We start from the raw sequence: 23430 nt of genomic DNA, 5'->3' as shown, positions 1-23430 counted from the left end.
GCCCCGCAAACGCCTTCTGCCCGATCCTGCCAACGACCCCGTCGCCCCAGCGCAGGCAAGCCCTGTACGAAACTACTCTTACCGTACCCCGGCGAAGACCGGGGCCCAGTTGGGGGGACGTTCGTACATCACGGAAAGGACATGCCAACTGGACCCCGGCCTCCGCCGGGGTACGATGAATTTTACGGTCAGAACGTTACGTTCACACAAGCGTCCCCTGCGTACCGGCACAAGGACGGGCGTATCTAGACGCCCCGCGACATCACTCCCCGCAACCCTACCGCCCGCTCACCTTCGGCAGCAGCGCCGCCGCCGCCGCCTGTTCGGGCGTTTCGAACGGCCCCTTCGCCACCGGCAACAACGTGCTACGCGCCTCGTCGTCGATATCGCGCGCGACCAGTTCCTCGCCCAGCTTCAGTCGCGGCTCCGGCGCGGCGGGCACTGCCTGCACCACCTTGTACAGCCCGCCCACCGCGACATCGGTGGCGCGGTCGCCGGCCACCGCGAAACTATTGTAGTAGGCGATCAGCGGCAGGATGCCGTCGGGGTCCTGCCGGTTGGCCTTGACGATATAGCCGCGTGCCTCGTCCAGCCGCTGGCGTCGTTCGCCTGCGGGCGCGCGCATCGCCAATTGCGTCAGCGCGGTCCCCTTCCACACCATCGCATTGGGTTCGGCAGGCGACTGCGCCAGCGCACGGTCGGCGGCACGCAGGCATTCGGCCGGATTGCCCGCGCGACACTCGGCCTCTGCCAGCAGGAGTTGATTTTCGATCAGATCGGGAAAGCGGGCCGCATTGCCGCGCAGCCGTTCCAGCCATGCGGTGCGCCGCGCCAGCGCCGCGTCGCGGTTCGGCCCGCTGTCTGGCACATCGATCCGCGCGCCCATTTCCAGCCGCCCGCGGATCAGCCCCGCCTCGGCACGAGTCAGGCGGCGGATGGTCGGTTCGGGAATGCGATCGGCGGGAAAGGTGACGCGGTCGAACGGCGCCTTGCTCCCGCGAAACAGCATGACCGCGCGTTGCAGGTCGGCGGGCTTGCCGAACACGCTCGCCGCGCGCTTCGGATCGGTCCCGGCTGCGACAGCGGCAAGATATTGCTCAAGCCGTGGTTTCCACGTGTCGGAAAAATACAGAAAATGAACCATCCGCCATGCGTGATAGGGGGTCCACGCCCGCCCCTCGCCGGTCAGGTAGCGGCCGTCGAAGACATGCTTGATCGGATATTCGCCGAACCGGTCCATGACCTTGAAGAAGCCTTCGGGACGCCGGCCGTAATCGATCGAGGTTTCTCCGGCGACGATGGTCGAGAAGAGTTCGCCGAACCCCTGCACGAACCAGCGCGGATAGGCGGCGGGGAAGTAGGTCATCAAATAGTTTTGGGCGAAGCCGCTATAGAGCCGCGAGTTGGCCGACTGGCAGACCACGATCTCGTTCGCCGGGAATTGCGAAAGATATTCGGCGGTTTCCCCGTTGGAGATCGGATCGGGGCGAACGACCGGAAAGTTATCGACCAACGGACTGTCTTCCCCGGCACTGCAATTGCGGCTGCTCGGACGCCCCCGCGACGGTTGCAGGATTAGGTTGAGGTCGGTTTCGGTGGTCGCCAGCACCGGCCCTTCCGGGCGCGGATCGTAATAGATCGTCTGCGCGAACTCGTGCGGGTACGGACCATATTGCCAGCGCGAGTCGGTCAGCCGCAGGTGCTCGAACTCCGCCGCATCGCCGATGATCGTCACGGCGACCTTGATCGTATCGTCGGGCTGGTCGACCCGGCCCAGCAGCGCCGACAGCAGGAAATGCAGCTTTTCCAAATTGTGCGCGGTCGCGCGCAGCCGCTTCTCATCACCCTGGCTAAAGACCGCGACGTGCGGCGTTTCCGCCATCCGCCACCCGCTCATCTCGATCTTCTTCCCGTCGACCGTCTGCTTGGTGGTACTGCGGCCGGTTACGGTGATGGTCGTGTCGCCATTGCGGACCGGCGCGGTCAACTGGGCATGAGCGGGGGCAGCGGCAGCGATCGCCGCACCGGCACAAGCAACGAACAGTAAACAGCGTTTCATATTGCTATGCTCCACTTGCCCGTGCAACGGGATCGATCGACATCAGGCGCGCTAAACTTGCGGAATGCAAGTCGTTCGATGGCGATATTGCGGCTGATCTGGATGTGATCGCTACCAAACCACCGTAAACCGGGATCGGCGGGACGCGAGTAATATAATTGCCGCATTGCGAAATTTTGTTCGCATGTGCCACAAGGGTTGAGCCAGCCAACAAGGAGTCGCATAGCCCGGGCATGACACCAAAAGCCAAGCTTGCCCGCCCCCTGGAAACGATGCTGGTCGACAGTGCGCTCCCCGGCGAAATCGAAGGTCTGGACGGCGCGGCCCGCGCCGATGCCGCGCAGTTCGTGGCGGCGACCGCCGCGCACCGATCACCCGGCACGGTCAGCGTCGCACTGGAGACGCTCAGCCGGGGTGAAGCGCGGCGGATGCGGCTGGCGGTCATCAATGACGACATGCCGTTCCTGGTCGATTCGATCGCCAGCACGATCGTCGCCCACGACATAGCCATCGACCGCATTCTCCACCCGGTCGTGCCGGTCACGCGCGACGCGGCGGGGACGCTCACCGATCTGGCGGGCGAGGGTCGCCGCGAATCGATGATCTACATCGAAATGGAGCGCGCCGATGCCCGCGTGCGCCACGCGCTGGTCGCCGAGATCGAACGCAATCTCGACCATGTCCGCGCCGCCGTCGCCGACTGGCGGGCGATGCAGGCGGCGATGCAGGCCGATGCCGCCCGGCTGACCGCGCACGCCGACACCGCCGAGGATGCGGCGCTGCTGAACTGGTTCGTGGCGGGCAATCTGACCCAGCTGGCGCACGAAACCTGGTCGCGCGACGGGGTGGTCGGCGAACGGCTGGGCCTGTCGCGCGCGCGGCTTGAGGTGCCGTTACTCGCCGATGCATCGCGCCAGCGCGCGATCGGATGGTTCGATGCCGGCAACCGCCAGCCGCTGCTGCTGAAGTCCAACTGCATCTCGACCGTCCATCGCCGCGCGCCGATCGATCTGGTGCTGGTGCCGGTGGTCGAGGGCGATCAGGTGACCGGCGTATCGATCCATGGCGGGCTGTGGACCAGCGCCGCGTTGCAAGCCGACCCGGCCGACGTCCCCGTGCTGCGCCGGAACTTGGCGGCGCTGCGCACCAAATTCGGCTTCGACCCGTCGGGCCATGCGGGGAAGGCGTTGAACCACGCCATCTCGACGCTGCCGCACGACCTGACCACCGCCTTCGATCCGGAGGCGCTCGAGCAGCTGGCGCTGACGGCCATGTCGGTCGCCGACCGTCCGCGCTCGCGGCTGGTGCTGATCCGCTCGGCGCTGGGCCGGCATCTTTTCGCCTTCGTCTGGCTCGGCCGCGACGACGTGACGACGCAGCGTCGCCTCGCGATCGGCGACATGCTGGCACAGGCGGCCAATGCGTCGATCCTCAACTGGTCGATCGCTATGGAGGATGGCGAGGCGGCGCTGATCCGTTACGTCCTCGACCTGCGCCAGGACGGGCGCATGCCCGAAGCGGGCGAACTCGACCAGCGGATCGAACGCATGGTGCGCGGCTGGCGCCCGGCAGTCGAGGGGGCGTTGGCCGAACTCGCGCCCGAGGGGGCGACGCGCATGGCGCTGCGCTTCGCCAACGCCTTCCCCAACAACTATCGCAACTCGAACCTCCCCGACGAAGCGGCGCGCGATATCGTCCGTGTGGCGGGTCTGACCGATGCCGGGTCGCGCTCGGTGCGCATCCTGTCGGCGCCGGGCGAACGGACGCGGATCAAAGTCTATCGCCGCGGCGGCGCGCTGCCTTTGTCGGATGCGGTGCCGGTGTTCGAGAATTTCGGCTTCCGCGTGATCGAGGAACTGCCGACCCGGCTGGAGGATGACGAAAAGAGCTTCATCCACGATTTCGAGGTCGAGATCGCCTCGGGCAACGCCCCCCGATTCGATGTGCCGACCGTCGAGCGCGCGATCGAGGCGGTGCTGGAGAACCGCGCCGAAAACGACGCCTTCAACCGCCTGACCGTCGAGGCCGGCATCGCCCCCGTCGCGGTCGTGCTGCTGCGCGCCTGGTTCCGCTATCTGCGCCAGACGGGGCTGAGCTACAGCCTCGCCACTGCCGTCGACGCGCTGCGCCGGGCGCCGGGCGTCGCGACCGCGCTGATCGAGCGGTTCAACGCCGCGCACGATCCATCGCGCACGGATCGGGACGCCGGCATCGCTGCCGCCGATGCCGCGATCGAAACCGGTCTCGACGCGGTGTCGGCGATCGACGACGACCGTATCCTGCGCAGCTATCGGGGGGTCGTTGCCGCCACGCTGCGCACCAACGCCTTCGCCCCCGCCGCCAACGAGGCCCTCGCCTTCAAGCTCGACAGCGCGACGGTCCCCGGCCTGCCCAAGCCGCTGCCGTGGCGTGAGGTCTTCGTCTATTCCCCGCGGGTTGAGGGCATCCATCTGCGCGCCGGCCCGGTCGCGCGCGGCGGCCTGCGCTGGTCCGACCGCCGCGACGATTTCCGCACCGAAATCCTGGGACTGATGAAGGCGCAGCGCGTCAAAAACGCGGTGATCGTACCGACCGGGGCCAAGGGCGGCTTCTATCCCAAGCAGCTGCCCGCCCCGTCGAACCGCGACGCATGGCTCGCCGAGGGGACCGAGAGCTACCGCATCTTCATCCGTTCGCTGCTGTCGATCACCGACAATATCGTCGACGGCAAGGTCGTCCATCCCCACGGCGTCACCATCCATGACGGCGAAGACCCCTATTTCGTCGTCGCCGCCGACAAGGGCACGGCCACGTTCAGCGACGTCGCCAACGCGCTCGCGCTCGAACGCCATTTCTGGCTCGGCGATGCCTTCGCCAGCGGCGGCAGCGTCGGCTATGATCACAAGGCGATGGGCATCACCGCCAAAGGTGCGTGGATATCGGTCCAGCGCCATTTCCTCGAACTGGGCGTCGACGTGCAGACGCAGCCGATCGACGTCGTCGGGTGCGGCGACATGTCGGGCGACGTGTTCGGCAACGGGATGCTGCTGTCCAAGGCGATCCGGCTGAAGGCCGCGTTCGACCACCGCCACATCTTCCTCGATCCCGAACCCGATGCGGCGGCCAGCTGGACCGAACGCGACCGACTGTTCGCACTGCCCCGGTCGAGCTGGGCCGATTACGATCCCTCGCTGATTTCGGCGGGCGGCGGCGTGTTTCCGCGCACCGCCAAGACCATCGCGCTCACCGATCCGGTCCGCGCGATGCTCGGCGTGACCGAGCGCGAGATGGAGCCGAGCGCGCTGATCTCCGCGATCCTCAAGGCGCCGGTCGACCTGATCTGGTTCGGCGGCATCGGCACCTATGTGAAAGACCGTGCCGAAAGCCATCTCGACGTCGGCGATCCCGCCAACGACCGCATCCGCGTCGATGCGCAGAGCCTGCGTGCCAAGGCGATCGGCGAAGGCGCGAACCTGGGCGTGACGCAGGCGGCGCGCATCGCGTTCAGCATGGCCGGTGGGCGGATCAACACCGACTTCATCGACAATTCGGCAGGCGTCGATTGTTCGGACAACGAGGTGAACATCAAGATCGCGCTGAACCGCGAAGTGATCGAAGGACGCCTCGCGATCGACGATCGCAACGCGCTGCTCGCCCGCATGACCGACGATGTCGCGCATCTGGTGCTGGAGGATAACCGGCTGCAGACGCTGGCGCTGTCGGTGATGGAGAATGACGGTCCCGTCGCGGTGCCGAGCTATGTCCGCGTCATCGAACTGCTCGAAGCCGCCGGCAAGCTCGACCGCGTGGTCGAGGGGCTGGCGACCAGCGACGACTATGTCCGCCGCGCCCAGGACGGCCGCGGCCTCACCCGCCCCGAACTGGCGGTGCTGCTCGCCAGCGTCAAGCTGGCGTTGCAAGAGGCGATCGAACACGCCCCGATCGCGACCGACGCCGACATGGCCGGCGACCTGTTGGCGGCGTTCCCGAAGGAGATGCAGGAGACGCACAAACAGGCGATCCTCGACCATCGCCTGCGCGGCGAAATCGTCGCGACCAAGCTTGCCAACCGCATCGTCAACCGGCTGGGCGTGCTCCACGTCTATGAACTGGCGGAGGAAGAGGGCGAGGCGCTGGCCGATATCGCCGCGATGTTCGTCGCCGCCGAACGGCTGTTCGACATCGACGCGCTCTACGACCGGATCGAGGGTGCCGACATTTCGGAACGCGCCCGCATCGCCCTGCTCGACGAGGTTGCGGTCGGGGTGCGGTCGCAGATCGCCGACCTGCTGCGCGCCTTCCCCGCCGGCACCATGCCGGCCCATGCCGTCGCGCATCTGCAAAAGGGGGTGGCGAGCCTTGCCGGACAGACCAGTTCGCTGCTCCGTGCCGAGGCGGCGCAACAGCGCGACCGCATCGCTGGCGTGTTGCAGGATGCCGGCGCACCGCAGGAACTGGCCGGGCAGGTCGTGCGCCTGTTCGAACTCGACGGCGCGGTCGGCCTTGCCGATCTCGGCCGCCGGCTGAAGCTCGACGAGACGAGACTGACGCTCGCCTTCACGCATCTCGGCTTTGCGCTGGGGCTCGACTGGGCACAGGCGGTCGCCGCGCGGATTCAGACCGGCGATCCGTGGGAGCGGCTGCTCATCGCCGGCCTCGCCCGCGATTTCCAGCAGTTGCGCTTCGACTTCCTGAACCGCAACGCCGGCAAGGACCCGCAGGCGGCGGTGGAGGCATGGCTGGAGGCGAACCGCGACCGCGTCGCCCAGTTCGCCGCCCTGGTCCACCGCGCCCGTCAGGCCCCGGTCGCCAGCGCGGCGATGCTGGCACAGATTGCCGGACAGGCACGGGTGCTGCTGGCGCGGTAGGGCATACCGTCCGCTACCGCCCCACTCTCCCGGGCCGGCCCCGGGGTCCCGCTTCGTCTGCGACTGCAGTACGGCGGGACCCGGCGCAAGGCGAGCCTCCGATTGGAAACGTCGCCTCGGCGAGGCTGGCACCGTTGGCGGCTCCTGCCGCGCGCTATCGCCGACCGGTTCCGGCCTGCGCCGGAGTGACGTCCGGTTCGACGTGGATGGGCCAGACGCCAGATGCGAGCTTTCGGAGGTTGCTCAGGCCCGCTCGATCCGGACGCGCCGGATCGACGATTACAACACCGAGCGACCGGACTTGTCCGCCGGCTACTTTACCCCCGCCCCGTCAATCTCCGCCGTCGTTACGACGGTATACGCTGGCAGTAACTGCTTGGCCGCGTCGCGGTCCTCCGTCTCGAGCGAGATTGCCCAGTCCATACGACGCGCGCCGATTTTTTGTCGGAATGAATGGTGGGTATTCAGCCGGTACAGCCCGATGCAAATACGTACACATCGTCGGACGGCATATCACAAATGTAACAGGCGGATCGTCAAAACTAACTGAGAACTTGTAAGCGTGGCCAGCAGGCCGCCTTGCGGCAGCACCGGTAGCCGGAATGCTTGTCGCCTTTGACGAGGGCGCGGACGGTGCGGGAAGTTATCAGTTTTACGACGAGTCATACGAGCACTCGTATGACTCGTCGGATCGAGGTGGTCGGGGCGATGCCGCCGCTGCCAGCATTTGCCGAGGTACAGGTGGCGGAACTGACGCTGCCAGCGCCACAGCTGGCGCCATATCCATCGGAGGCTCATCCAGATCGAATTGCCGGGCGGCTTTCGGGTGAGCGTGGATGCCGCGGTGGATGCAGGCGCGCTGGCACGGGTGCTGTCGGTGCTGCGGTCAACCTGATGCTGCTGCCGACGCGGGTGTTTCTGGCGTACAGTACCTGCCGCAACAGCGGTACGGCATGCGGCTGCTTCATCTTCATGCGCTCGGCCGGCACGCGCCAGTCCTTTTCGGCGAAGTCGATCTCGCTCTACTTCGCCTGCCGCAGCTCACCCAGGCGCAGGAAGACATGCGGCGCGATCCTGAGTGCATGCAGGGTCTCGGGCCGCCCATGTACCCGCCAATTGCGCGTAGCAGGTCGCCGACCTTCGTGGGCTCGACGATCGCCGCATGATGCTTAACCCGCGGAACAGTAAGGGCGCCGCGCAGAATGTCGGCCGGATTACGCTCGGTGCACAGGGTCGCGAAACCATAGCGGAAGACACGGCCGGCGAAGGAGCGTAGCCGAAGCGCCGTCTCATGATGCCCGCGGCGCTCGACCCGCTTCAGCACGTCGAGAAGCTCATGCGGGGTGATCGCCGCGATCGGACGCTTGGCGATGCCATCGAGGAGTTCGAGGAACCAGCGCGCTTTCTTGATGGTGGCGGGGGAGCGGCCCTCACGCTCCATCTTCTCGATATATTCCCCGGCGACGAGCGCGAACGTCGTCTGCGCCGCCAGTTCGGCCTTCAGCCGCCGCTGGCGCTTTTCCTCGACGGGATCGATCCCGTCATCGAGTTCGGCCTTGGCCTCGTCGCGCTTCCTGCGCGCCTGCACCAAGGTGACATCGGGGAAACTGCCCAGCGACAATTTGCGCTCGATGCCGCAGCATCGATAGCGAAAACGCCATAGCAGGGGGCCGGATGGCTGCACCGTAGATACAGGCCGTCCGAATCGGCCACCTTGTAAGGACGCTCTGCCGGTTTCAGCGCCCGGATCTGCACAACCGTAAGCATGGGGCCACGCCTCCTGCAACGTTCGTGGCCCCATGATTCGTGGCCCCTTTCGAGTGGGCCACGGCGGAACATAATGAGATTTCACGGGACCGCCGAGAGGCATTTTACCGCAGATTTCTGCGGTTTTCCAGGTTTGTTCCGGGGACGTGATGGTGCCGCTTACAGGACTCGAACCTGTGACCCCCGCATTACGAATGCGATGCTCTACCAACTGAGCTAAAGCGGCCCGGGACGGTTTGCCGTCTGGACGCGGGCGATTAGCAGCGGGGGCCGGGGGTGGCAAGTGGATTTACACCGGAACGGGTAGCCACGCGCTTTACCGGACGTTTACCACGCGTGGTACACAAGGCGAGCGATCGGGCAGAAGGCCCATGGGGATCTGAATATGGATATCGTGGGTGGGCCTTCGGAGCGGGGGGATGGGGACCGGGAGGGCGTTGGTAGCGAAGTGGTCTCCGTCGGGACCGACGAGCGGCGGATGCACGTCCGGGCGTACAACTACTGGGTGTCGCTGCTGAACGGACGGCCGTGCCCGTTGATCGAGTCGCTCGACCCCGCGGGCATCGCCGATTTCGGCCCGAACAGCGTGCTGCTCGACTTCACCGGCGGGCAGGACGATGCCGAAATCCGCTTCCTCGGCCACGCCCTGCGCGAGGAAAGCGGTACCGATTCGTCGATCGTCCGCCTGTCGCAGGTGCCGTCGCGATCGCTGCTGTCGCGGCTGACCGACCATTATCTGCAGATCATCGCCAACCGCGCGCCGATCGGCTTCGAAGCCGAATTCGTCGGCCATCGCGGCTTTCCGATGCTGTATCGCGGCATCCTGATGCCGTTTTCGTCGGACGGCGAGGCGATCGATTACCTGTACGGCGTCATCAACTGGAAGGAAGTGGTCGACGCCAGCGTCCAGTCGCAGCTCGCCGCCGAGCTGACCGAGGCGCGCCGCACCAGCGCCCCGCGCCGCACCCCCGCGCTCGCCACCGCCACCGCATGGGCCGACGGCCCGAGCGCACCGATCGCCCCCAGCACCCCCACGACCCCGGCCGCGAAGCCGGCCCCGACGCTGGCCGAGCAGCTGGTCGCGACGCGCCGGACGATCGAGGCGGCACCGGCATCGCCCGAGGCGCTGGCCACGGCCTATGACTTTCTGGTCGCGAGCGATCGCGACGCGGCGGGCTATGCGGCGATGCTGGCGGGTGCCGGACTGACCGTCGATCCGCGCGCGCCGGTGGAGACGCTGGTCCGCCTGCTGTTCGGCACGCCGCACGAAGGCCATGCCCGCCTGCTCGCCCGCGCCAATCGCGCCGGGGTGGGCGAAGGCGAGTTCGCCGAATGGATCGAGCGCACCGGCGCCCGCCCCGCCGCGACGCCGAACGTGGTCGTGCCCGTCGCGCCGGGCGACGAACCCTATGTCGTGCTGCTGGCGCGTGCGGTCGATGCCGGATCGGTCGAGATCATCGGCCGGGTGCAGGCGGATGCGGCGTTCGTCGAGACCGCGCTGCGCGATCTGGGATATTGAGGCAAGCGCGGGCGGCGATTGCCGTCCTGTCCCGACAGCCAATCGGTCCGGTGCGCCATCGAAACACCCGCGCGGATGCCGCAGCGGAACGCGGGGTCAGCCGCGCACTGGACCGGTGCGCTGCGCCACCGCCCATGTCGCGGCAGCGTCGAGTGCGGGATCGCGTCCCGTCGCGATTGCTTCGACCGTCACCGGAACGACGACGTCCGGTTCGATCCCGGCATCGGGCTGCGGCGTCGTCGGGAAATAGCCGATCAGCGGCAGGTCGAACTCGATCCCGCTGCCCGGCAGCTTGGTGAAGAAGAAGCCGCCGCCATTGATTCCGCGCCGGTTGCCGCCGGTCGGTTCACCGAACAGCCTTACCCGGCCACTGCGCCGTGCCGCATTGATGAAACCGAAGGTCGCCGAACTGTTCGCGGGGCCGATCAGCGCCGCAACGGGCACGTCGAGGCGTTTTGCATCCGGCCGGATCGGCAACGATTTTGCCCCGTCGGGCAGACCGTACCAGCCGCCGCCCAGATCGGCGCCACCCAGCCCGATGCGTCGGAAACCGTCATCCCAGGTGGAAACATGCGGCGCGAGCGTCGCCGGCACCTCGCGAAACCGCACCTTCGGTTCGAACGTCCAGCCGATCAGATCGCGACGGATCAATCGCGCCAGAATCGGGTCACCGCAATCGTCGCCACCCTCGTTCCGACGAAGGTCGACCACCAGGCCATGGGTGGTCGCCGCATCGTCGAGGCGATCCGACAGCCAGCGTTTCCAGTCCCATTTCGAATTCCACATCGCCCAACCGGGCATGTCCAGCACGGCGACCCCGTCCGGCCGGACATGATAGGTCCAGCGCGGGGCGTCGCTGTCCTCGCGCACGCGGGTCATCGTCGCCTGCCGGGCGGCCAGTCCGATCGCCGGCACTTCGACCCGGGTTGCCCGACCGTCGGGCTGCACCAAGGCCAAGCGATGCACGCCCCCGATCGGCGGCAGCAGCAATCCGTGGAAGACGTCGAAATATTCGATATCCTCGGCCCCGCGCACCCCCAGCAGCGACCGGCGCTTGCCGTCATTATGCCCGTCGCCGCGCGTATAGGGCATCAGCGTATCGAGAATGTCGCCGACATCGCGTCCGTCGACCGCGGTGATGCGGGACCCGCGTGGCAGGGCGTTCGTGCCGCTGTGATCGGCGGTGACAATCATCGACCGACCGATCCATTCGAAATCGAACGGCAACCGGGTCGGCCGGTCGAACAGGGCCTTCGCCGCCGGATCGGTCTGGTTGAAGAAATTGGGATAGCTGTGTCCGCAGCGGATGGTGGTCAGGAAGCGGGACAAAGCGAGGTAGCAACGATCGTACGATGCCGCGCGTGCGCCGGCGGCATAGTCCGATTCGAATACCGCGAGATTACGGGCCAATTCGCCCGGCGACAGATAGCGGTGCGCCCCGGGATGGATCGCCATCGCCGCGCGCAGCACCGCGAAATCCGCGTCGATGCCGGAAGCGTCCGGCGCGGCAACGACGCGACCGGAAGCGACCAGCGGGAGCGCGGCGAGGGCACGGAGGAGATCGCGTCGGTCCATGCGTCGCATAGTAAACGCAAAGTATCGCGCGGTCGCTCTATTTTCTGCGTAGCGACGTGATTTGGGCAGGTAGAGATGCGGCCGGCGTTTTCACTACCCCGGATCGAGCCGAGGCTTTTGCGAACGTCGCTCGCGTGGGCGAGACTGCGCAGTGCCGTCGTGCAGGCCGGGCCTGCATTGACGACGATGCCCGCAACGTCTTCAGCCCCATATGCCCGATGAAAAGAAGGGCATCGACAGACCGCGCTCCGGTTGTCGTCGCGGACTGACCGCGTTTCGATGCGGTTCCGCGGCGCTGGTCCTATCGGGACTGTGCAGGGCAAGGCAGGTCGGCCCGCACGCAGACAAACACACAAAAAACGCCCCGGCTTTCACCGGGGCGTTTTCGAACCATCGAACCCGCGGGATGCCCGCGGGACCACGATCAATACATATGCTGGCCGCCGTTGATGCTCAGCGTCGAGCCGGTCACGAACCCGCCTTCTTCCGAACACAGGAACGCGACGCCGCGCGCGATTTCGCTGGCCTGGCCCAGACGACCGACCGGAATCTTCGCCACGATTTTTTCGAGGACATCGGCCGGGACCGCCGCGACCATGTCGGTGTCGATATAGCCCGGTGCGATCGCGTTGACGGTCACGCCGAACCGCGCACCTTCCTGTGCCAGCGCCTTGGTGAAGCCATGGATGCCCGATTTGGCGGCGGCATAGTTGACCTGACCATATTGGCCCGCCTGCCCGTTGATCGAGCCGATATTGACGATACGGCCCCATTTACGGTCGCGCATGCCGGGGAAGGTCGCCTTGGCGAGGTTGAAGCAGCCGCCGAGATTGGTGCGGATCACGTCTTCCCACATCTCGTACGTCATCTTCAGCAGCGTGCCGTCGCGGGTGATGCCGGCATTGTTGACGACGATGTCGACCGGACCGATCGCTTCCTCGACCTGCTTGACGCCGGCCTGGGTCGCTTCGAAATCGCCCACGTCCCATTTGAACGCGGCGATGCCGGTGCGTTCGGTGAACGCCTTCGCCTTTTCGTCATTGCCGGCATAGTTGGCGGCAACGGTCACGCCCATGTCCTTGAGCGCGAGGCTGATCGCCTCGCCGATACCGCGCGTGCCGCCGGTGACGATCGCTACCCGTGCCATGCATTCTCTCCTGGTCAATTTCCGTTACTGCTAGGCGGGGTCGATCCAGCCCGCAAGTTCGCGCGCGATAATGTTGCGCAACATTTTATTGCCTGTCGGCTCGGCGTTCAGGCAAGGAAGATAGGCGAAATCGGTACCGCCCGCTTCTTCGAAGCTTTCCTTGCCGCGGATGGCCAGTTCCTCCAGCGTCTCCAGACAGTCCGCCGAGAATCCGGGCGCGAAGATCGCGACGCGGCGCTTGCCGGCCTTCGCCAGTTCGATCAGCGTTTCGTCGGTGGCGGGACCGAGCCATTTGGCTGGGCCGAAGCGCGACTGGAACGCAACGGTCAGCGGCCGGCCAAGCGCCTCTTGCACCAGCCGTGCGGTCTTCTGGCAATGGCAGTGATAGGGGTCGCCGAGTTCGAGCGTGCGTCGCGGCATGCCGTGAAAGCTCGCGACGATCGCATCGGGTTCGAAGGCCAGCTTCGCCAGATCCTCGCGCAGCGTCGTCGCCAGGGCGTCGATATAGAGCGGGTCGTCATAATAGGGCGGCAGGGTCCGGATCGCCGGCTGCCAGCGCAATTTCGCAAGATGCGCGAACGCCTTGTCATTGGCGGTTGCGGTCGTTGCTGCGCAATATTGCGGGTAAAGCGGCGCGAGCAGGATGCGCTCGCACCCCTGTTGCCGCAGCGTTTCGATCCGGCTGGCGATCGACGGATTGCCGTAGCGCATCGCCCAGTCGATCACGACCCCGTCCCCAAACTGGCCCTGCATCGCCTCCGACTGCGCACGGGTGATCGCGGCGAGCGGGGAGCCCCGGTCGCTCCACACCTGCTGATAGGCATGGGCGGATTTCTTTGGCCGGATGTTGAGGATGATGCCGCGCAGGATCGGTTGCCACGCGATCGGCGGGATTTCGACCACGCGGCGGTCGGACAGGAATTCGGCGAGATAGCGTTTCACCGATCGCGGCGAGGGATCGTCGGGCGTGCCGAGGTTCATCAGCAACACGCCGACGCGGCGCTTCGGGATGGCGGGGTGATTCGGCGGCAGGTCCATGGCGCGGTGTAACGCGCGAGCTTCGGCTTTGGTGCAAGGGGATTTGGTCCATGCGAAGGTGCCGGGACGAAGAAGGTTTGTTATCGCGCAGAGGCGCAAAGGGCGCAGAGGGGTTGCGTTATTGGCCGGCGTTTCGCGACCGGGAGACCGCTTGGGCCGCTGCAACCGAATACAGAAGGCGCTGATGCGCGAAGCATTTCCAAGCGCACCTCATTCTCTGCGTCCTTTGCGCCTCTGCGCGAAAACACACTTCTTCCTTCACCCGAGCAGCGGCAGCGTGCGATAGCGCCGTCCGGTCGCGGCGTGCAGGGCATTGGCGATGGCGGGGGCGACGACCGGCACCGCCAATTCGCTGACCCCGCCCGGATCGGCATCCGATTCGATCAGTTCGATCATGATCTCGGGACTGTCGGCCAGCCGTGGCAGGTTCAGTCCCCCGAACCCCCGCACGCCGGGCAGGTTCGCATCGAACCCGGTCGCCGCGCCGACCGCCTGCGCCATGCCGAAGAGCAGCCCGCCCTCGACCTGTTGACGCACCAGATCGGGGTTGATGACCCGCCCGCAATCGACCGCGACGACCAACCGGTCGACCTTGACCCGCCCCCCGTCGAGATGCGCCTCCGCCATGCAGGCAATCGCCGATCCGCGCATCCGGTGACAGGCGATGCCCTGTGCGCTGCCCGGCACCCCGCCCTGCCAGCCGCCCATCGTCGCGACCGTCGACAGGCAGCGGGCGAGCGCGACGTCACCGCCCAGCATCGCGATGCGGAACGAATGCGCCTCCATTCCCGCAAAGCCGGCCAGTTCGTCGAGGAAACATTCGGTGAAGAAGGCGGTGTAGCTATGTGCCCCCGACCGCCACCAGCCGGCGGGCAGGCCCAGGTCGGCGGGATGGTGATCGACCGCGACGTTCGGCACGCCATAGGCTGGCACCGCGCCCTCGGTCGCCAGCGCATCGCCGCGGTCGCCGGGCAGTGCCATGCCGAGCGATGCCGCGACGTCACCGCCCAGCAGCAACCGCGCCAGATCGCGCCCCGTGCGCGGCGCCGCGATCTGCGCCCGCCAGCCGAGGATGCTGCCGCCCCGCCCCAGCCGCGCCGTCATCCGCGCGGCGGCAGGGGTGCGGTAGCGATCGGCAAGGCAATCCTCGCCGCGCGACCAGGTCAGTTGCACCGGCCGCTCCAGCCGTCGCGCCAGCACCGCGACCTGTTCGGCGACGCGGTGGTCGAGATTGGCACCGAACGATCCGCCGGCGATGGTCGGGTGGAGGATCACCCGGTCCTCGCCGATACCGATCGCGCGCGCGGCGGCGGCGCGGGCCAGCGTCGGCGCCTGCGTCGGCATCCACAGCGTCAGCGTGCCGTCATTCCATTCGGCGGTGGCGCTGGTCGGCTCGATCGCGGCATGGAGCGCGGCACGCACGCGATAGGTCGCGGTCTGGGTCCGCCCGCCCGCGAACGCGGCGTCGACATCGCCCGCGTCATGGACGCGCGCCCCCTCCCCCGCGAGCGCGGCATCGAGCGCGGAGGCGATCGAGCGGTCGTCGACCAGCCCATGCGTCTCGAAACGCGGCGCCATCGCATCGACCGCGCGATTGGCCGCCCACCATGTCGTTGCCGCCGCCGCGACCCAGCGATCGGTCTCGATCACGCTGACCACGCCCGGCACCGCTTCGGCCGCCGCCTTGTCGACGCTCAGCAGCTTCGCCTCGCCGATCGGCCCCTGCCGGATCGAGGCGAAGACCATGCCGGGCTTGCGGACGTCGCCGGCGAAGGTCGCGCTGCCATCGACCTTGGCGGGCGCGTCGAGCCGGGGGGCGGGCGTGCCGACCAGCCGCTTGTCGTCGCCGGTCCTGAGCGGCAGTTCGCCGCCGGGCAGGCTCTCGCGCACCGCGCGTTCGGCCAGCACGCCGAACCGTTCGCGCCGTTCCCCCATCACCACGAAGCCATCGGCGGTGCCGCAACTGCGCCAGTCGCCGCCCCAGCCGCGCGCCGCCGCCTTGCACAGCAACACCCGCGCCGCAGCACCCGCCGCGCGCAGCGGTGCCTCGAACCGGCGGACCGAGGTCGACCCGGCGGTCAGCATCAGCGCGGTCCGCTCGGCATGGGTCGCGCGCGTCGCTTGCGGAAGCAGCGCCAGCGCATCGCCGAACAGGATGCCGGCGGCCAGCGGATTGGCATAGAGCGGGTTGATCGGCGCCGCCTCCACCGCGACCGTGCGCCAGTCGGCACCCAGTTCGTCGGCGACGATCTGCGGCAAGGCGGTATAGACGCCCTGGCCATGTTCGGTCTGCGGCACCGCGACGGTCACCTGCCCGTCGCTGCCGATCTTCAGATAGGCGCCGAACACGCTCTCGCCCTCGGCCGCCGCCAGATTGACGCCGTAGCGGCGCGGCCACAGGCCCCATGCGACGATCAACCCGACCCCCGCCCCGCCGCCGATCAGCAGGTTGCGGCGGGTGATGCGGGGCGTGGAAGGTCCGGGCATTACCGTGCCCTAGCAAATCCTCCCCGGCACGGGGAGGGGGACCGTCCGCGTAGCGGATGGTGGAGGGGGGGCATCCGCGAATGCAGCGGTTCCGTATTCGGACACCCCCCTCCACCATGCTGCGCATGGTCCCCCTCCCCGTGCCGGGGAGGATCTTCTGTTCCATCCCGCGCGCTTCCCCGATATTACCCGCCGCCACACAGCCGGAGCGTTCCCCTTGATCCTTTCCACCCTTGCCGCCGCCACCGGCGAACTCGGCATGGCCGCGGGCCATATCCGCTACAGCGACCTCGGGCTGGATCCGGTCGCGCTGAACCTCGGCTTCTTTCAGCTCAAATGGTATTCGCTGGCCTATATCGCCGGGATCCTGATCGGCTGGTGGTATCTGCTCAAGCTGCTCGACCAGCCGGGTGCGCCGATGGCGCGGCGTCATGCCGACGATTTCGTCTTCTACGCGACGCTCGGCATCATCCTCGGCGGGCGGATCGGCTATGTGCTGTTCTACGCGCCCGAAATGATCCTCGACCCGATCAAGATCCTGCGGCTGTGGGACGGCGGCATGTCGTTCCATGGCGGCGCCATCGGCACCATGGTCGGCATCATCCTGCTGTCGCGCAAGCACGGCCTGAACTGGCTGCGCGTGCATGATTATGTCGCGTGCTGTGCCCCGTTCGGACTGTTCTTCGGCCGGCTGGCCAATTTCGTGAACGGCGAGCTGTGGGGCCGGCCGAGCGACGTGCCATGGGCGATCGTCTTTCCCCGCACCGTCGCCGGCGGCCTCGACCCGGCGCGCCACCCCAGCCAGCTGTACGAAGCGGGCCTCGAAGGGTTGCTGCTCGGCCTCGTCCTGTGGTTCCTGTTCTGGAAGACCGATGCCCGCTACCAGCCGGGCAAGCTGGTGGGCGCGTTCCTGCTCGGTTACGGCCTGTCGCGCTTCTTCGTCGAATTCTGGCGCGAACCCGATGCGCAGCTGGTCGCATTCGCGCAGGCGACCGGGCTTCACATGGGCCAATGGCTGACGCTGCCGATGATCGCGGGCGGCATCTACCTGATCGCGACCGCGAAGAAGCGCCGCGTGCGGGTGGAACCGATCGCCGGCACGGAGAGCGTGGCATGAAGCTCCTGAAATTCCTCCCCACCCTGTGGGGAGGGGGACCAGCCGCAGGCTGGTGGAGGGGGATTGCCCCGGGCGCCACGTCGGCGTTTGCGGCATTGCCCCTCCACCACGCCCTGCAGGCGCGGTCCCCCTCCCCGCACTGCGGGGAGGATTTGGCGTGACCGATCCCGTCGTTACCGCAGCCGACCCCGCCCTTCCCGAACGGCTCGCCCGTGCGATCACGCTGGCCGGGCCGATCAGCCTCGCCCAGTTCATGGGCGCGGCCAATGCGCATTATTACGCGACCCGCGACCCGCTGGGCGCGAACGGCGATTTCACCACCGCGCCCGAAATCAGCCAGATGTTCGGCGAGCTGATCGGCCTGTCGCTGGCCGACCAATGGGATCGCGCCGGGCGTCCGGCGGCGCGCTATGTCGAGTTCGGTCCCGGCCGCGGTACGCTCGCCGCCGACGCGCTGCGCGCCATGGCGGCCGCCGGCTGCACCCCCAGCGTCCATTTCGTCGAAACCTCCCCCACGCTGCGCGCCGAGCAGGCGAAGCGCGTGCCGCAGGCCGAATGGGCGATGGACAGTGTCGGCCTGCCCGAGGACGGCCCGCTGCTGGTCGTCGCCAACGAATTCTTCGACGCGCTGCCGATCCGGCAACTGGTCAAGACGGCGGAGGGCTGGCGCGAGCGGCTGGTCGCGTGCCAGGACACGCTGTTCCTGCCGATCGTGGGACAGCGCGGATTCGACCCGATCATTCCGCCGCACCTGCGCGACGCGCCGGTCGGATCGGTCCTCGAAACCGCGCCGGCATCGGTCGCCATTATGCGCCAGCTTGCCAAGCGGCTCGTCGCGCAGGGCGGCTGCGCGATCGTCATCGACTATGGCTATAGCGGCCCGGCGATCGGGGATACGTTGCAGGCGGTGCGTGGTCACGGCTTCGTCAACCCGTACGACCAGTCGGGCGAACAGGATCTGACTGCGCATGTCGATTTCGCGACGCTGGTCGAGGCGGCGCGTGCCGAGGATGCCGTCGCCTACGGCCCGGTCGAACAGGGCGCGCTGCTGAAGGCGCTCGGCATCGACGCGCGGGTGCAGGCGCTGTCAGCCAAGTCGCCGGACCGGGCGGAGGGGCTGCGCGCCGATCGCGACCGGTTGGTGGAGGACGAACAAATGGGCAGCCTGTTCAAGGCGATCGCGATCACCAGCCCCGGCTGGCCGGTCCCGGCGGGGTTCGCATGACCCCGGTGCTGCGCCGCGCGACGATCGCCGATGCCGCGCTGCTGGCGAGGATCGGGGCGGAGACCTTTACCGAGACGTTCGGCCATCTCTACGACCCCGCCGATCTCGCCGCCTTTCTGACCAACCACACGCCCGACAAGTGGACGGCCGAACTGGACGATCCGCGCTATCACGTCGTGCTGGCGCTGGCGGGGGAGGACGCCGCCGGCTATGCCAAGCTCGGCCCGCCCTCGCTGCCGTTCACGCCGCAGGGTAAGCCGATCGAACTGCGCCAATTCTATGTGTGCCGGCCGTGGCAGGGCAGCGGCCTTGCCGCGCGGATGATGGAGCATATGCTGGAACAGGCGCGCGCGACCGGCGCGGACGAATGCTATCTGTCGGTGTTCGTCGACAATCATCGCGCCCGGCGCTTCTATCAACGCTATGGCTTCGAACGGGTCGGTACCTACGACTTCATGGTCGGCAATCATCGGGATGTGGATGACGTGATGCGGGTAGCCCTTTGAGCGAGGTTGAGGTGATCCGTGCCGCCGCACTCGACGGCGTGGCGCATGGCTTTCTTGGGCGGCGGGGCGGCGTGTCGCGCGGGGTCGTTGCCGGGTTGAATGTCGGGCTCGGCTCGGCCGACGATCCGGCGGCGGTGGCGGAGAACCGCGCGCGCGCCGTGGCGGCGGTGCTGCCGGGCGCGGCGCTGTGCGGGCTGTACCAGACGCATTCGGCATCGGTCGTCCGCGTGCTGACCGCCTTTCCCGACACCGACCGGCCGCAGGGCGACGCGATGGTCACCGAACGGCCCGACATATTGCTCGGCATCGTCACCGCCGATTGCGCGCCGGTGCTGCTCGCCGACCGCGAGGCCGGGGTGGTCGGCGCGGCCCATGCCGGGTGGAAGGGGGCGCTGGGGGGCATCACCGACGCGACCATCGCGCAGATGGAAAAGCTGGGCGCCCGCGCCGACCGCATCGCCGCGGCGGTCGGCCCCTGCATCGCGCGGGCCAGCTATGAGGTCGATATGGGCTTCGTCGAACGCTTTTGCGCGACCGATCCGGCGAACGAGCGCTTCTTCGCAGAAAACCGTCCCGGTCATGCCCGGTTCGACCTCGAAGCCTATGTCGTCCACCGGCTGGCGGCGGCGGGCGTGCGGCGGATCGAGGCGCTGGGGCAGGACACCTATGCGCAGGAAGACCGCTTCTTCAGCTTCCGCCGTGCGACGCATCGCGGCGAACCGGATTATGGGCGGCAATTGTCGGTAATCGGGATCGCGCGGGACTGATCCACCGCTTCAACCGTCACCCCAGCGAAGGCTGGGGTCTCGCCGCCAATAGCACGACCATAGCTTTCCATTTCCGTCACCCCAGCGCAGGCTGGGGTCTCCTGGTGGCCGGGCGCGACGCTGGAACCGCGAGAGCCCCCAGCCTGCGCTGGGGTGACGTTCGTGATCGATCGGCCCATTTGGTTTCTCCCGTAACTATCGCTACCCTCTCCGAAAAAGCAGGAGAGATTCGCAATGTCCGACGAAACCGAAGCCGATCTGACCGGCGTGCCGCCGCGCCGCCGTCCCAAACCGCCGGTCGACACCGTCGGCGGGCGGCGGCTGAAGCCGGCGACGCTGATGATGGGCCATGGCTATGACCCGGTGCTGTCCGAAGGATCGCTGAAACCGCCGATCTTCGCGACCTCGACCTATGTCTTTCCCAATGCCGCCGCGGGCAAGCGCCATTTCGAGGGCGTGACCGGCAAGCGTCCCGGCGGGGCCGAAGGGCTGGTCTATTCGCGCTTCAACGGTCCGAACCAGGAAATCCTCGAGGATCGGCTGGGCGTGTGGGAAGCGGCGGAGGACGCGCTGGTCTTCTCCAGCGGCATGTCGGCGATCGCCACGCTTTTCCTGTCGATGGTCCAGCCGGGCGACACCATCATCCATTCCGGTCCGCTCTATGCCGCGACCGAGACGCTCATCGGCCGCGTGCTCGGACGCTTCGGGGTGAACTATCTCGACTTTCCGGCGGGCGCGACGCAGGACGAGATCGAGGCCGTGCTGCGCAAGGCGACAGGCCGCGTACCGCTGATCTATCTCGAAAGCCCGGCCAACCCGACCAACGCACTGGTCGATATCGAAGCGGTGGCGGCGGCGCGCGATGCGGTGTTCGGCGAGCATGCCGAAAAACCGCCGATCGCGATCGATAACACGTTCCTCGGGCCACTTTGGCAGCAACCGCTGCAACACGGCGCCGACCTCGTCGTCTATTCGCTCACCAAATATGCGGGCGGACACAGCGACTTGGTCGCCGGCGGCGTGCTGGGATCGAAGGCACACATCAACACCATCCGCTCGATGCGCAACACCATCGGCACCATCTGCGACCCCAATACCGCGTGGATGCTGTTGCGGTCGCTGGAGACGCTCGAATTGCGGATGAGCCGGGCGGGTGAGAATGCCGCGAAGGTCTGCGCCTTCCTGCGCGATCATCCGAAGGTCGAGCGGGTCGGCTATCTCGGCTTCCTGAAGGACGCCAAGGGAATGGAGCGCCAGGCGGACATCTATCACCGCCATTGCACCGGCGGCGGATCGACCTTCTCGCTCTATCTGAAGGGCGGCGAGCGCGAGGCGTTCGCGTTCCTCGACGCGCTGACCATCGCCAAGTTGGCGGTCAGCCTCGGCGGGACCGAGACGCTGGCGAGCCATCCGGCGGGGATGACGCATCTGTCGGTGCCCGATGCGCGCAAGGCGGCGCTGGGGATCACCGACAATCTGGTGCGCATCTCGATCGGGGTCGAGGATGCCGACGATCTGATCGCCGACTTCGAACAGGCGCTGGCGGCGATCTAAATCCTCCCCGGCACGGGGAGGGGGACCGCCGCAAAGCGGTGGTGGAGGGGGGCTTCCTCAAACGTACCACTTGCGGACTTCCCCCTCCACCAGCTTCGCTGGTCCCCCTCCCCGTGCCGGGGAGGATTTATGCGCCGCCAATGCCCTCGATCACCTTCCCCGTACCGCCGCAATTCTGGCACTCGCCGCCTTCGATCATACCCTTGCCGCCGCAACGGGGGCAGATGTCCTCGCCGGTGCCGGGCGTGCCGGGGGCGGCGTCGTCGCCGGGATTGAGCGGTTCGGGCATGGCGTCTCTCCTATCGCGAAGCCGCAACAACGGTCGACAGCGCGGGTAAGGTCCGGCATGACGCGACCCCTTATGCCGCCCCGTTTCGCCTTTACCGTCACCGCCACCTCCGGCCGCGCCCGCACCGGGACCATTGCCATGCAGCGTGGCGAGATCCGCACCCCCGCCTTCATGCCGGTCGGCACCGCCGCCACGGTCAAGGCGGTCAAGCCGCAAGACGTGCGCGCCGCCGGTGCCGACATCCTGCTCGGCAATACCTATCACCTGATGCTGCGTCCTAGCGCCGAGCGGGTCGCGCGGCTGGGCGGGTTGCATGCCTTCATGGGCTGGGACCGCCCGATCCTGACCGACAGCGGCGGCTATCAGGTGATGAGCCTGTCCGAACTGACCAAGCGGTCCGAGGACGGCGTCGAGTTCAAGAGCCATCTCGACGGTACCCGCCATCTGATGAGCCCCGAACGGTCGATGGAAATCCAGCGGCTGCTCGGCAGCGACATCGTCATGGCGTTCGACGAGCTGGTGCCGACCACCTCGACCCGCGACGTGCAGGCGCGCGCGATGGAACGATCGATGCGCTGGGCGCGCCGCAGCCGGGCGGGCTTCGATTCGGGCGAGGACCATGCGTCGCGCGCCGCGCTGTTCGGCATCCAGCAGGGTGCGCTCGACGAAAAGCTGCGGAAAGCGTCCGCCGATGCGCTGATCGATATCGGCTTCGATGGCTATGCGGTCGGCGGTCTTGCGGTCGGCGAGGGGCAGGAGGCGATGTTCGGCGTGCTCGATTATGCGCCGCAGCAGTTGCCGGTCGACAAGCCGCGCTACCTTATGGGGGTCGGCAAGCCCGACGATATCGTCGGCGCGGTCGAACGCGGCATTGACATGTTCGATTGCGTGCTGCCGACGCGGTCGGGCCGCACCGGACAGGCGTTCACGCGGACCGGCCCGATCAACATCCGCAACGCCAAATTCGCGGAAGATTTGGGCCCGCTCGACCCCGACTGCGCCTGCCCGACCTGCGGCAATTTCAGCCGCGCCTATCTCCATCATCTGGTGCGCGCGGGGGAAATCCTCGGCGCGATGCTGATGACCGAGCATAATCTTTATTTCTATCAGGCGCTGATGGCCGATCTGCGCGCCGCCATCGCCAGCGATACGCTGACCGTTTTTGCCGACGATTTCCGGGCACGCTACCGCGCCGAGAAGCGTTAGAGCCATAAGAGGGAGAGGAACATGACCGAGAAGACTGAACTGAACGAGGTCGCCGCTGCCGCCAAGGAAGCCAAACGTGTCGCCGACGCGGCTGCCGACACGAAGCAGCCTTCCAAGGGGCAGCCATGGCCGCTGATGCCGATCGGCGTCGGCATCGGCATCGGTTCGGCGGCCCTCGCCGCCGCGCTGCTCTATGCCAATGCGGGGCGCAAGAAGGGCTGAACCAGCGGTCGCAGCGTCACGCCGGCCGATCCGGTGTGACGCTGGTAACCGATGATACGTTGACACCTGCCGCCCCTGCGGCCCACACCTCCGGCACCAATCCTG

Annotated in this window: 16 protein-coding genes and 1 tRNA gene; 9 read left to right on the top strand and 8 right to left on the bottom strand. The window is 67.4% G+C overall.

All coding sequences use genetic code 11. From position 1 onward, the window contains the following. Positions 1 to 277: 277 nt before the first annotated feature. Complete coding sequence (locus tag MF607_RS12665; protein ID WP_242119285.1) at positions 278 to 2059, bottom strand: tetratricopeptide repeat protein; 1782 nt, start codon at positions 2057 to 2059, stop codon at positions 278 to 280. A gap of 233 nt (positions 2060 to 2292) precedes the next feature. Between MF607_RS12665 and MF607_RS12660 the strand changes: the two genes are divergently transcribed. Next, positions 2293 to 6906, top strand: a complete 4614-nt coding sequence (locus MF607_RS12660) for an NAD-glutamate dehydrogenase domain-containing protein (RefSeq protein ID WP_242119283.1) — start codon at positions 2293 to 2295, stop codon at positions 6904 to 6906. Between the two features lie 970 nt (positions 6907 to 7876). Here MF607_RS12660 and MF607_RS12655 read toward each other — a convergent pair. Both MF607_RS12655 and MF607_RS12650 read right to left on the bottom strand, forming a co-directional pair. After that, positions 7877 to 8707: a tyrosine-type recombinase/integrase gene (locus MF607_RS12655; RefSeq protein WP_242119281.1), complete on the bottom strand. Its 831-nt coding sequence runs from the start codon at positions 8705 to 8707 to the stop codon at positions 7877 to 7879. A 116-nt stretch (positions 8708 to 8823) separates the two neighbouring features. Continuing rightward, a tRNA-Thr gene (locus MF607_RS12650) sits at positions 8824 to 8899 on the bottom strand. Between the two features lie 252 nt (positions 8900 to 9151). Between MF607_RS12650 and MF607_RS12645 the strand changes: the two genes are divergently transcribed. Continuing rightward, positions 9152 to 10192 (top strand): RAD23 family protein, encoded by a 1041-nt coding sequence (locus MF607_RS12645; RefSeq protein WP_242119279.1) that lies wholly within the window; start codon positions 9152 to 9154, stop codon positions 10190 to 10192. 96 nt (positions 10193 to 10288) lie between these two features. Here the strand turns inward: MF607_RS12645 and MF607_RS12640 are convergent, their stop codons facing one another. The 4 genes from MF607_RS12640 to MF607_RS12625 all read right to left on the bottom strand — a co-directional run bounded on the left by MF607_RS12640 (position 10289) and on the right by MF607_RS12625 (position 16439). Continuing rightward, positions 10289 to 11767, bottom strand: coding sequence for a S41 family peptidase (locus tag MF607_RS12640; protein WP_242119277.1), 1479 nt, complete (start codon positions 11765 to 11767; stop codon positions 10289 to 10291). A 424-nt stretch (positions 11768 to 12191) separates the two neighbouring features. Continuing rightward, positions 12192 to 12914: an acetoacetyl-CoA reductase gene (gene phbB / locus MF607_RS12635; protein ID WP_242119276.1), complete on the bottom strand. Its 723-nt coding sequence runs from the start codon at positions 12912 to 12914 to the stop codon at positions 12192 to 12194. Between the two features lie 30 nt (positions 12915 to 12944). Next, a complete protein-coding gene (gene hemH, locus MF607_RS12630) occupies positions 12945 to 13952 on the bottom strand; it encodes a ferrochelatase (RefSeq protein WP_242119273.1) in 1008 nt (335 codons plus the stop codon). 258 nt (positions 13953 to 14210) lie between these two features. Then, the gene (locus tag MF607_RS12625; RefSeq protein WP_242119271.1) at positions 14211 to 16439 is read right to left on the bottom strand and encodes a xanthine dehydrogenase family protein molybdopterin-binding subunit; all 2229 of its coding nucleotides are present in this window, start codon (positions 16437 to 16439) and stop codon (positions 14211 to 14213) included. A 217-nt stretch (positions 16440 to 16656) separates the two neighbouring features. On the opposite strand from MF607_RS12625, the gene lgt reads away from it, so the two are divergent. The 5 genes from lgt to MF607_RS12600 all read left to right on the top strand — a co-directional run bounded on the left by lgt (position 16657) and on the right by MF607_RS12600 (position 21608). Then, positions 16657 to 17556, top strand: coding sequence for a prolipoprotein diacylglyceryl transferase (lgt, locus tag MF607_RS12620; protein ID WP_431311947.1), 900 nt, complete (start codon positions 16657 to 16659; stop codon positions 17554 to 17556). Positions 17557 to 17713: 157 nt separating this feature from the next. Then, positions 17714 to 18781, top strand: coding sequence for a class I SAM-dependent methyltransferase (locus MF607_RS12615; protein ID WP_431311946.1), 1068 nt, complete (start codon positions 17714 to 17716; stop codon positions 18779 to 18781). After that, positions 18778 to 19287 (top strand): GNAT family N-acetyltransferase, encoded by a 510-nt coding sequence (locus MF607_RS12610; protein ID WP_242119269.1) that lies wholly within the window; start codon positions 18778 to 18780, stop codon positions 19285 to 19287. The genes MF607_RS12615 and MF607_RS12610 overlap by 4 nt, the downstream gene beginning before the upstream one ends. Continuing rightward, entirely contained in the window at positions 19284 to 20054 is a 771-nt protein-coding gene (pgeF, locus tag MF607_RS12605) for a peptidoglycan editing factor PgeF (RefSeq protein ID WP_242119266.1), read from the top strand. The genes MF607_RS12610 and pgeF overlap by 4 nt, the downstream gene beginning before the upstream one ends. Before the next feature lie 234 nt (positions 20055 to 20288). Then, complete coding sequence (locus MF607_RS12600; protein WP_242119265.1) at positions 20289 to 21608, top strand: cystathionine gamma-synthase family protein; 1320 nt, start codon at positions 20289 to 20291, stop codon at positions 21606 to 21608. A 127-nt stretch (positions 21609 to 21735) separates the two neighbouring features. On the opposite strand, the gene MF607_RS12595 is transcribed toward MF607_RS12600, so the two are convergent. Beyond that, positions 21736 to 21897: a hypothetical protein gene (locus MF607_RS12595; protein ID WP_242119263.1), complete on the bottom strand. Its 162-nt coding sequence runs from the start codon at positions 21895 to 21897 to the stop codon at positions 21736 to 21738. A 72-nt stretch (positions 21898 to 21969) separates the two neighbouring features. Here MF607_RS12595 and tgt point away from each other — a divergent pair, with 72 nt between their 5' ends. Together tgt and MF607_RS12585 are read left to right on the top strand one after the other, a co-directional pair. Beyond that, a complete protein-coding gene (gene tgt, locus MF607_RS12590) occupies positions 21970 to 23103 on the top strand; it encodes a tRNA guanosine(34) transglycosylase Tgt (protein ID WP_242119396.1) in 1134 nt (377 codons plus the stop codon). A gap of 21 nt (positions 23104 to 23124) precedes the next feature. Beyond that, the gene (locus MF607_RS12585; RefSeq protein WP_242119261.1) at positions 23125 to 23325 is read left to right on the top strand and encodes a hypothetical protein; all 201 of its coding nucleotides are present in this window, start codon (positions 23125 to 23127) and stop codon (positions 23323 to 23325) included. The last annotated feature ends 105 nt before the right edge of the window (positions 23326 to 23430 follow it).

The sequence above is a fragment of the Sphingomonas lacusdianchii genome (genome assembly GCF_022664395.1).
Classification (GTDB): Bacteria; Pseudomonadota; Alphaproteobacteria; order Sphingomonadales; family Sphingomonadaceae; genus Sphingomonas; species Sphingomonas lacusdianchii.
This window is presented reverse-complemented; position numbering and strand designations above follow the sequence as displayed.

Coding starts and splice junctions, on each gene's coding strand:
- MF607_RS12665 (WP_242119285.1), bottom strand. CDS start 2,059: ATGAAACGCTGTTTACTGTTCGTTGCTTGTGCCGGTGCGGCGATCGCT.
- MF607_RS12660 (WP_242119283.1), top strand. CDS start 2,293: ATGACACCAAAAGCCAAGCTTGCCCGCCCCCTGGAAACGATGCTGGTC.
- MF607_RS12655 (WP_242119281.1), bottom strand. CDS start 8,707: ATGGGGCCACGAACGTTGCAGGAGGCGTGGCCCCATGCTTACGGTTGT.
- MF607_RS12645 (WP_242119279.1), top strand. CDS start 9,152: ATGCACGTCCGGGCGTACAACTACTGGGTGTCGCTGCTGAACGGACGG.
- MF607_RS12640 (WP_242119277.1), bottom strand. CDS start 11,767: ATGGACCGACGCGATCTCCTCCGTGCCCTCGCCGCGCTCCCGCTGGTC.
- phbB (WP_242119276.1), bottom strand. CDS start 12,914: ATGGCACGGGTAGCGATCGTCACCGGCGGCACGCGCGGTATCGGCGAG.
- hemH (WP_242119273.1), bottom strand. CDS start 13,952: ATGGACCTGCCGCCGAATCACCCCGCCATCCCGAAGCGCCGCGTCGGC.
- MF607_RS12625 (WP_242119271.1), bottom strand. CDS start 16,439: ATGCCCGGACCTTCCACGCCCCGCATCACCCGCCGCAACCTGCTGATC.
- MF607_RS12610 (WP_242119269.1), top strand. CDS start 18,778: ATGACCCCGGTGCTGCGCCGCGCGACGATCGCCGATGCCGCGCTGCTG.
- MF607_RS12600 (WP_242119265.1), top strand. CDS start 20,289: ATGTCCGACGAAACCGAAGCCGATCTGACCGGCGTGCCGCCGCGCCGC.
- MF607_RS12595 (WP_242119263.1), bottom strand. CDS start 21,897: ATGCCCGAACCGCTCAATCCCGGCGACGACGCCGCCCCCGGCACGCCC.
- tgt (WP_242119396.1), top strand. CDS start 21,970: ATGCCGCCCCGTTTCGCCTTTACCGTCACCGCCACCTCCGGCCGCGCC.
- MF607_RS12585 (WP_242119261.1), top strand. CDS start 23,125: ATGACCGAGAAGACTGAACTGAACGAGGTCGCCGCTGCCGCCAAGGAA.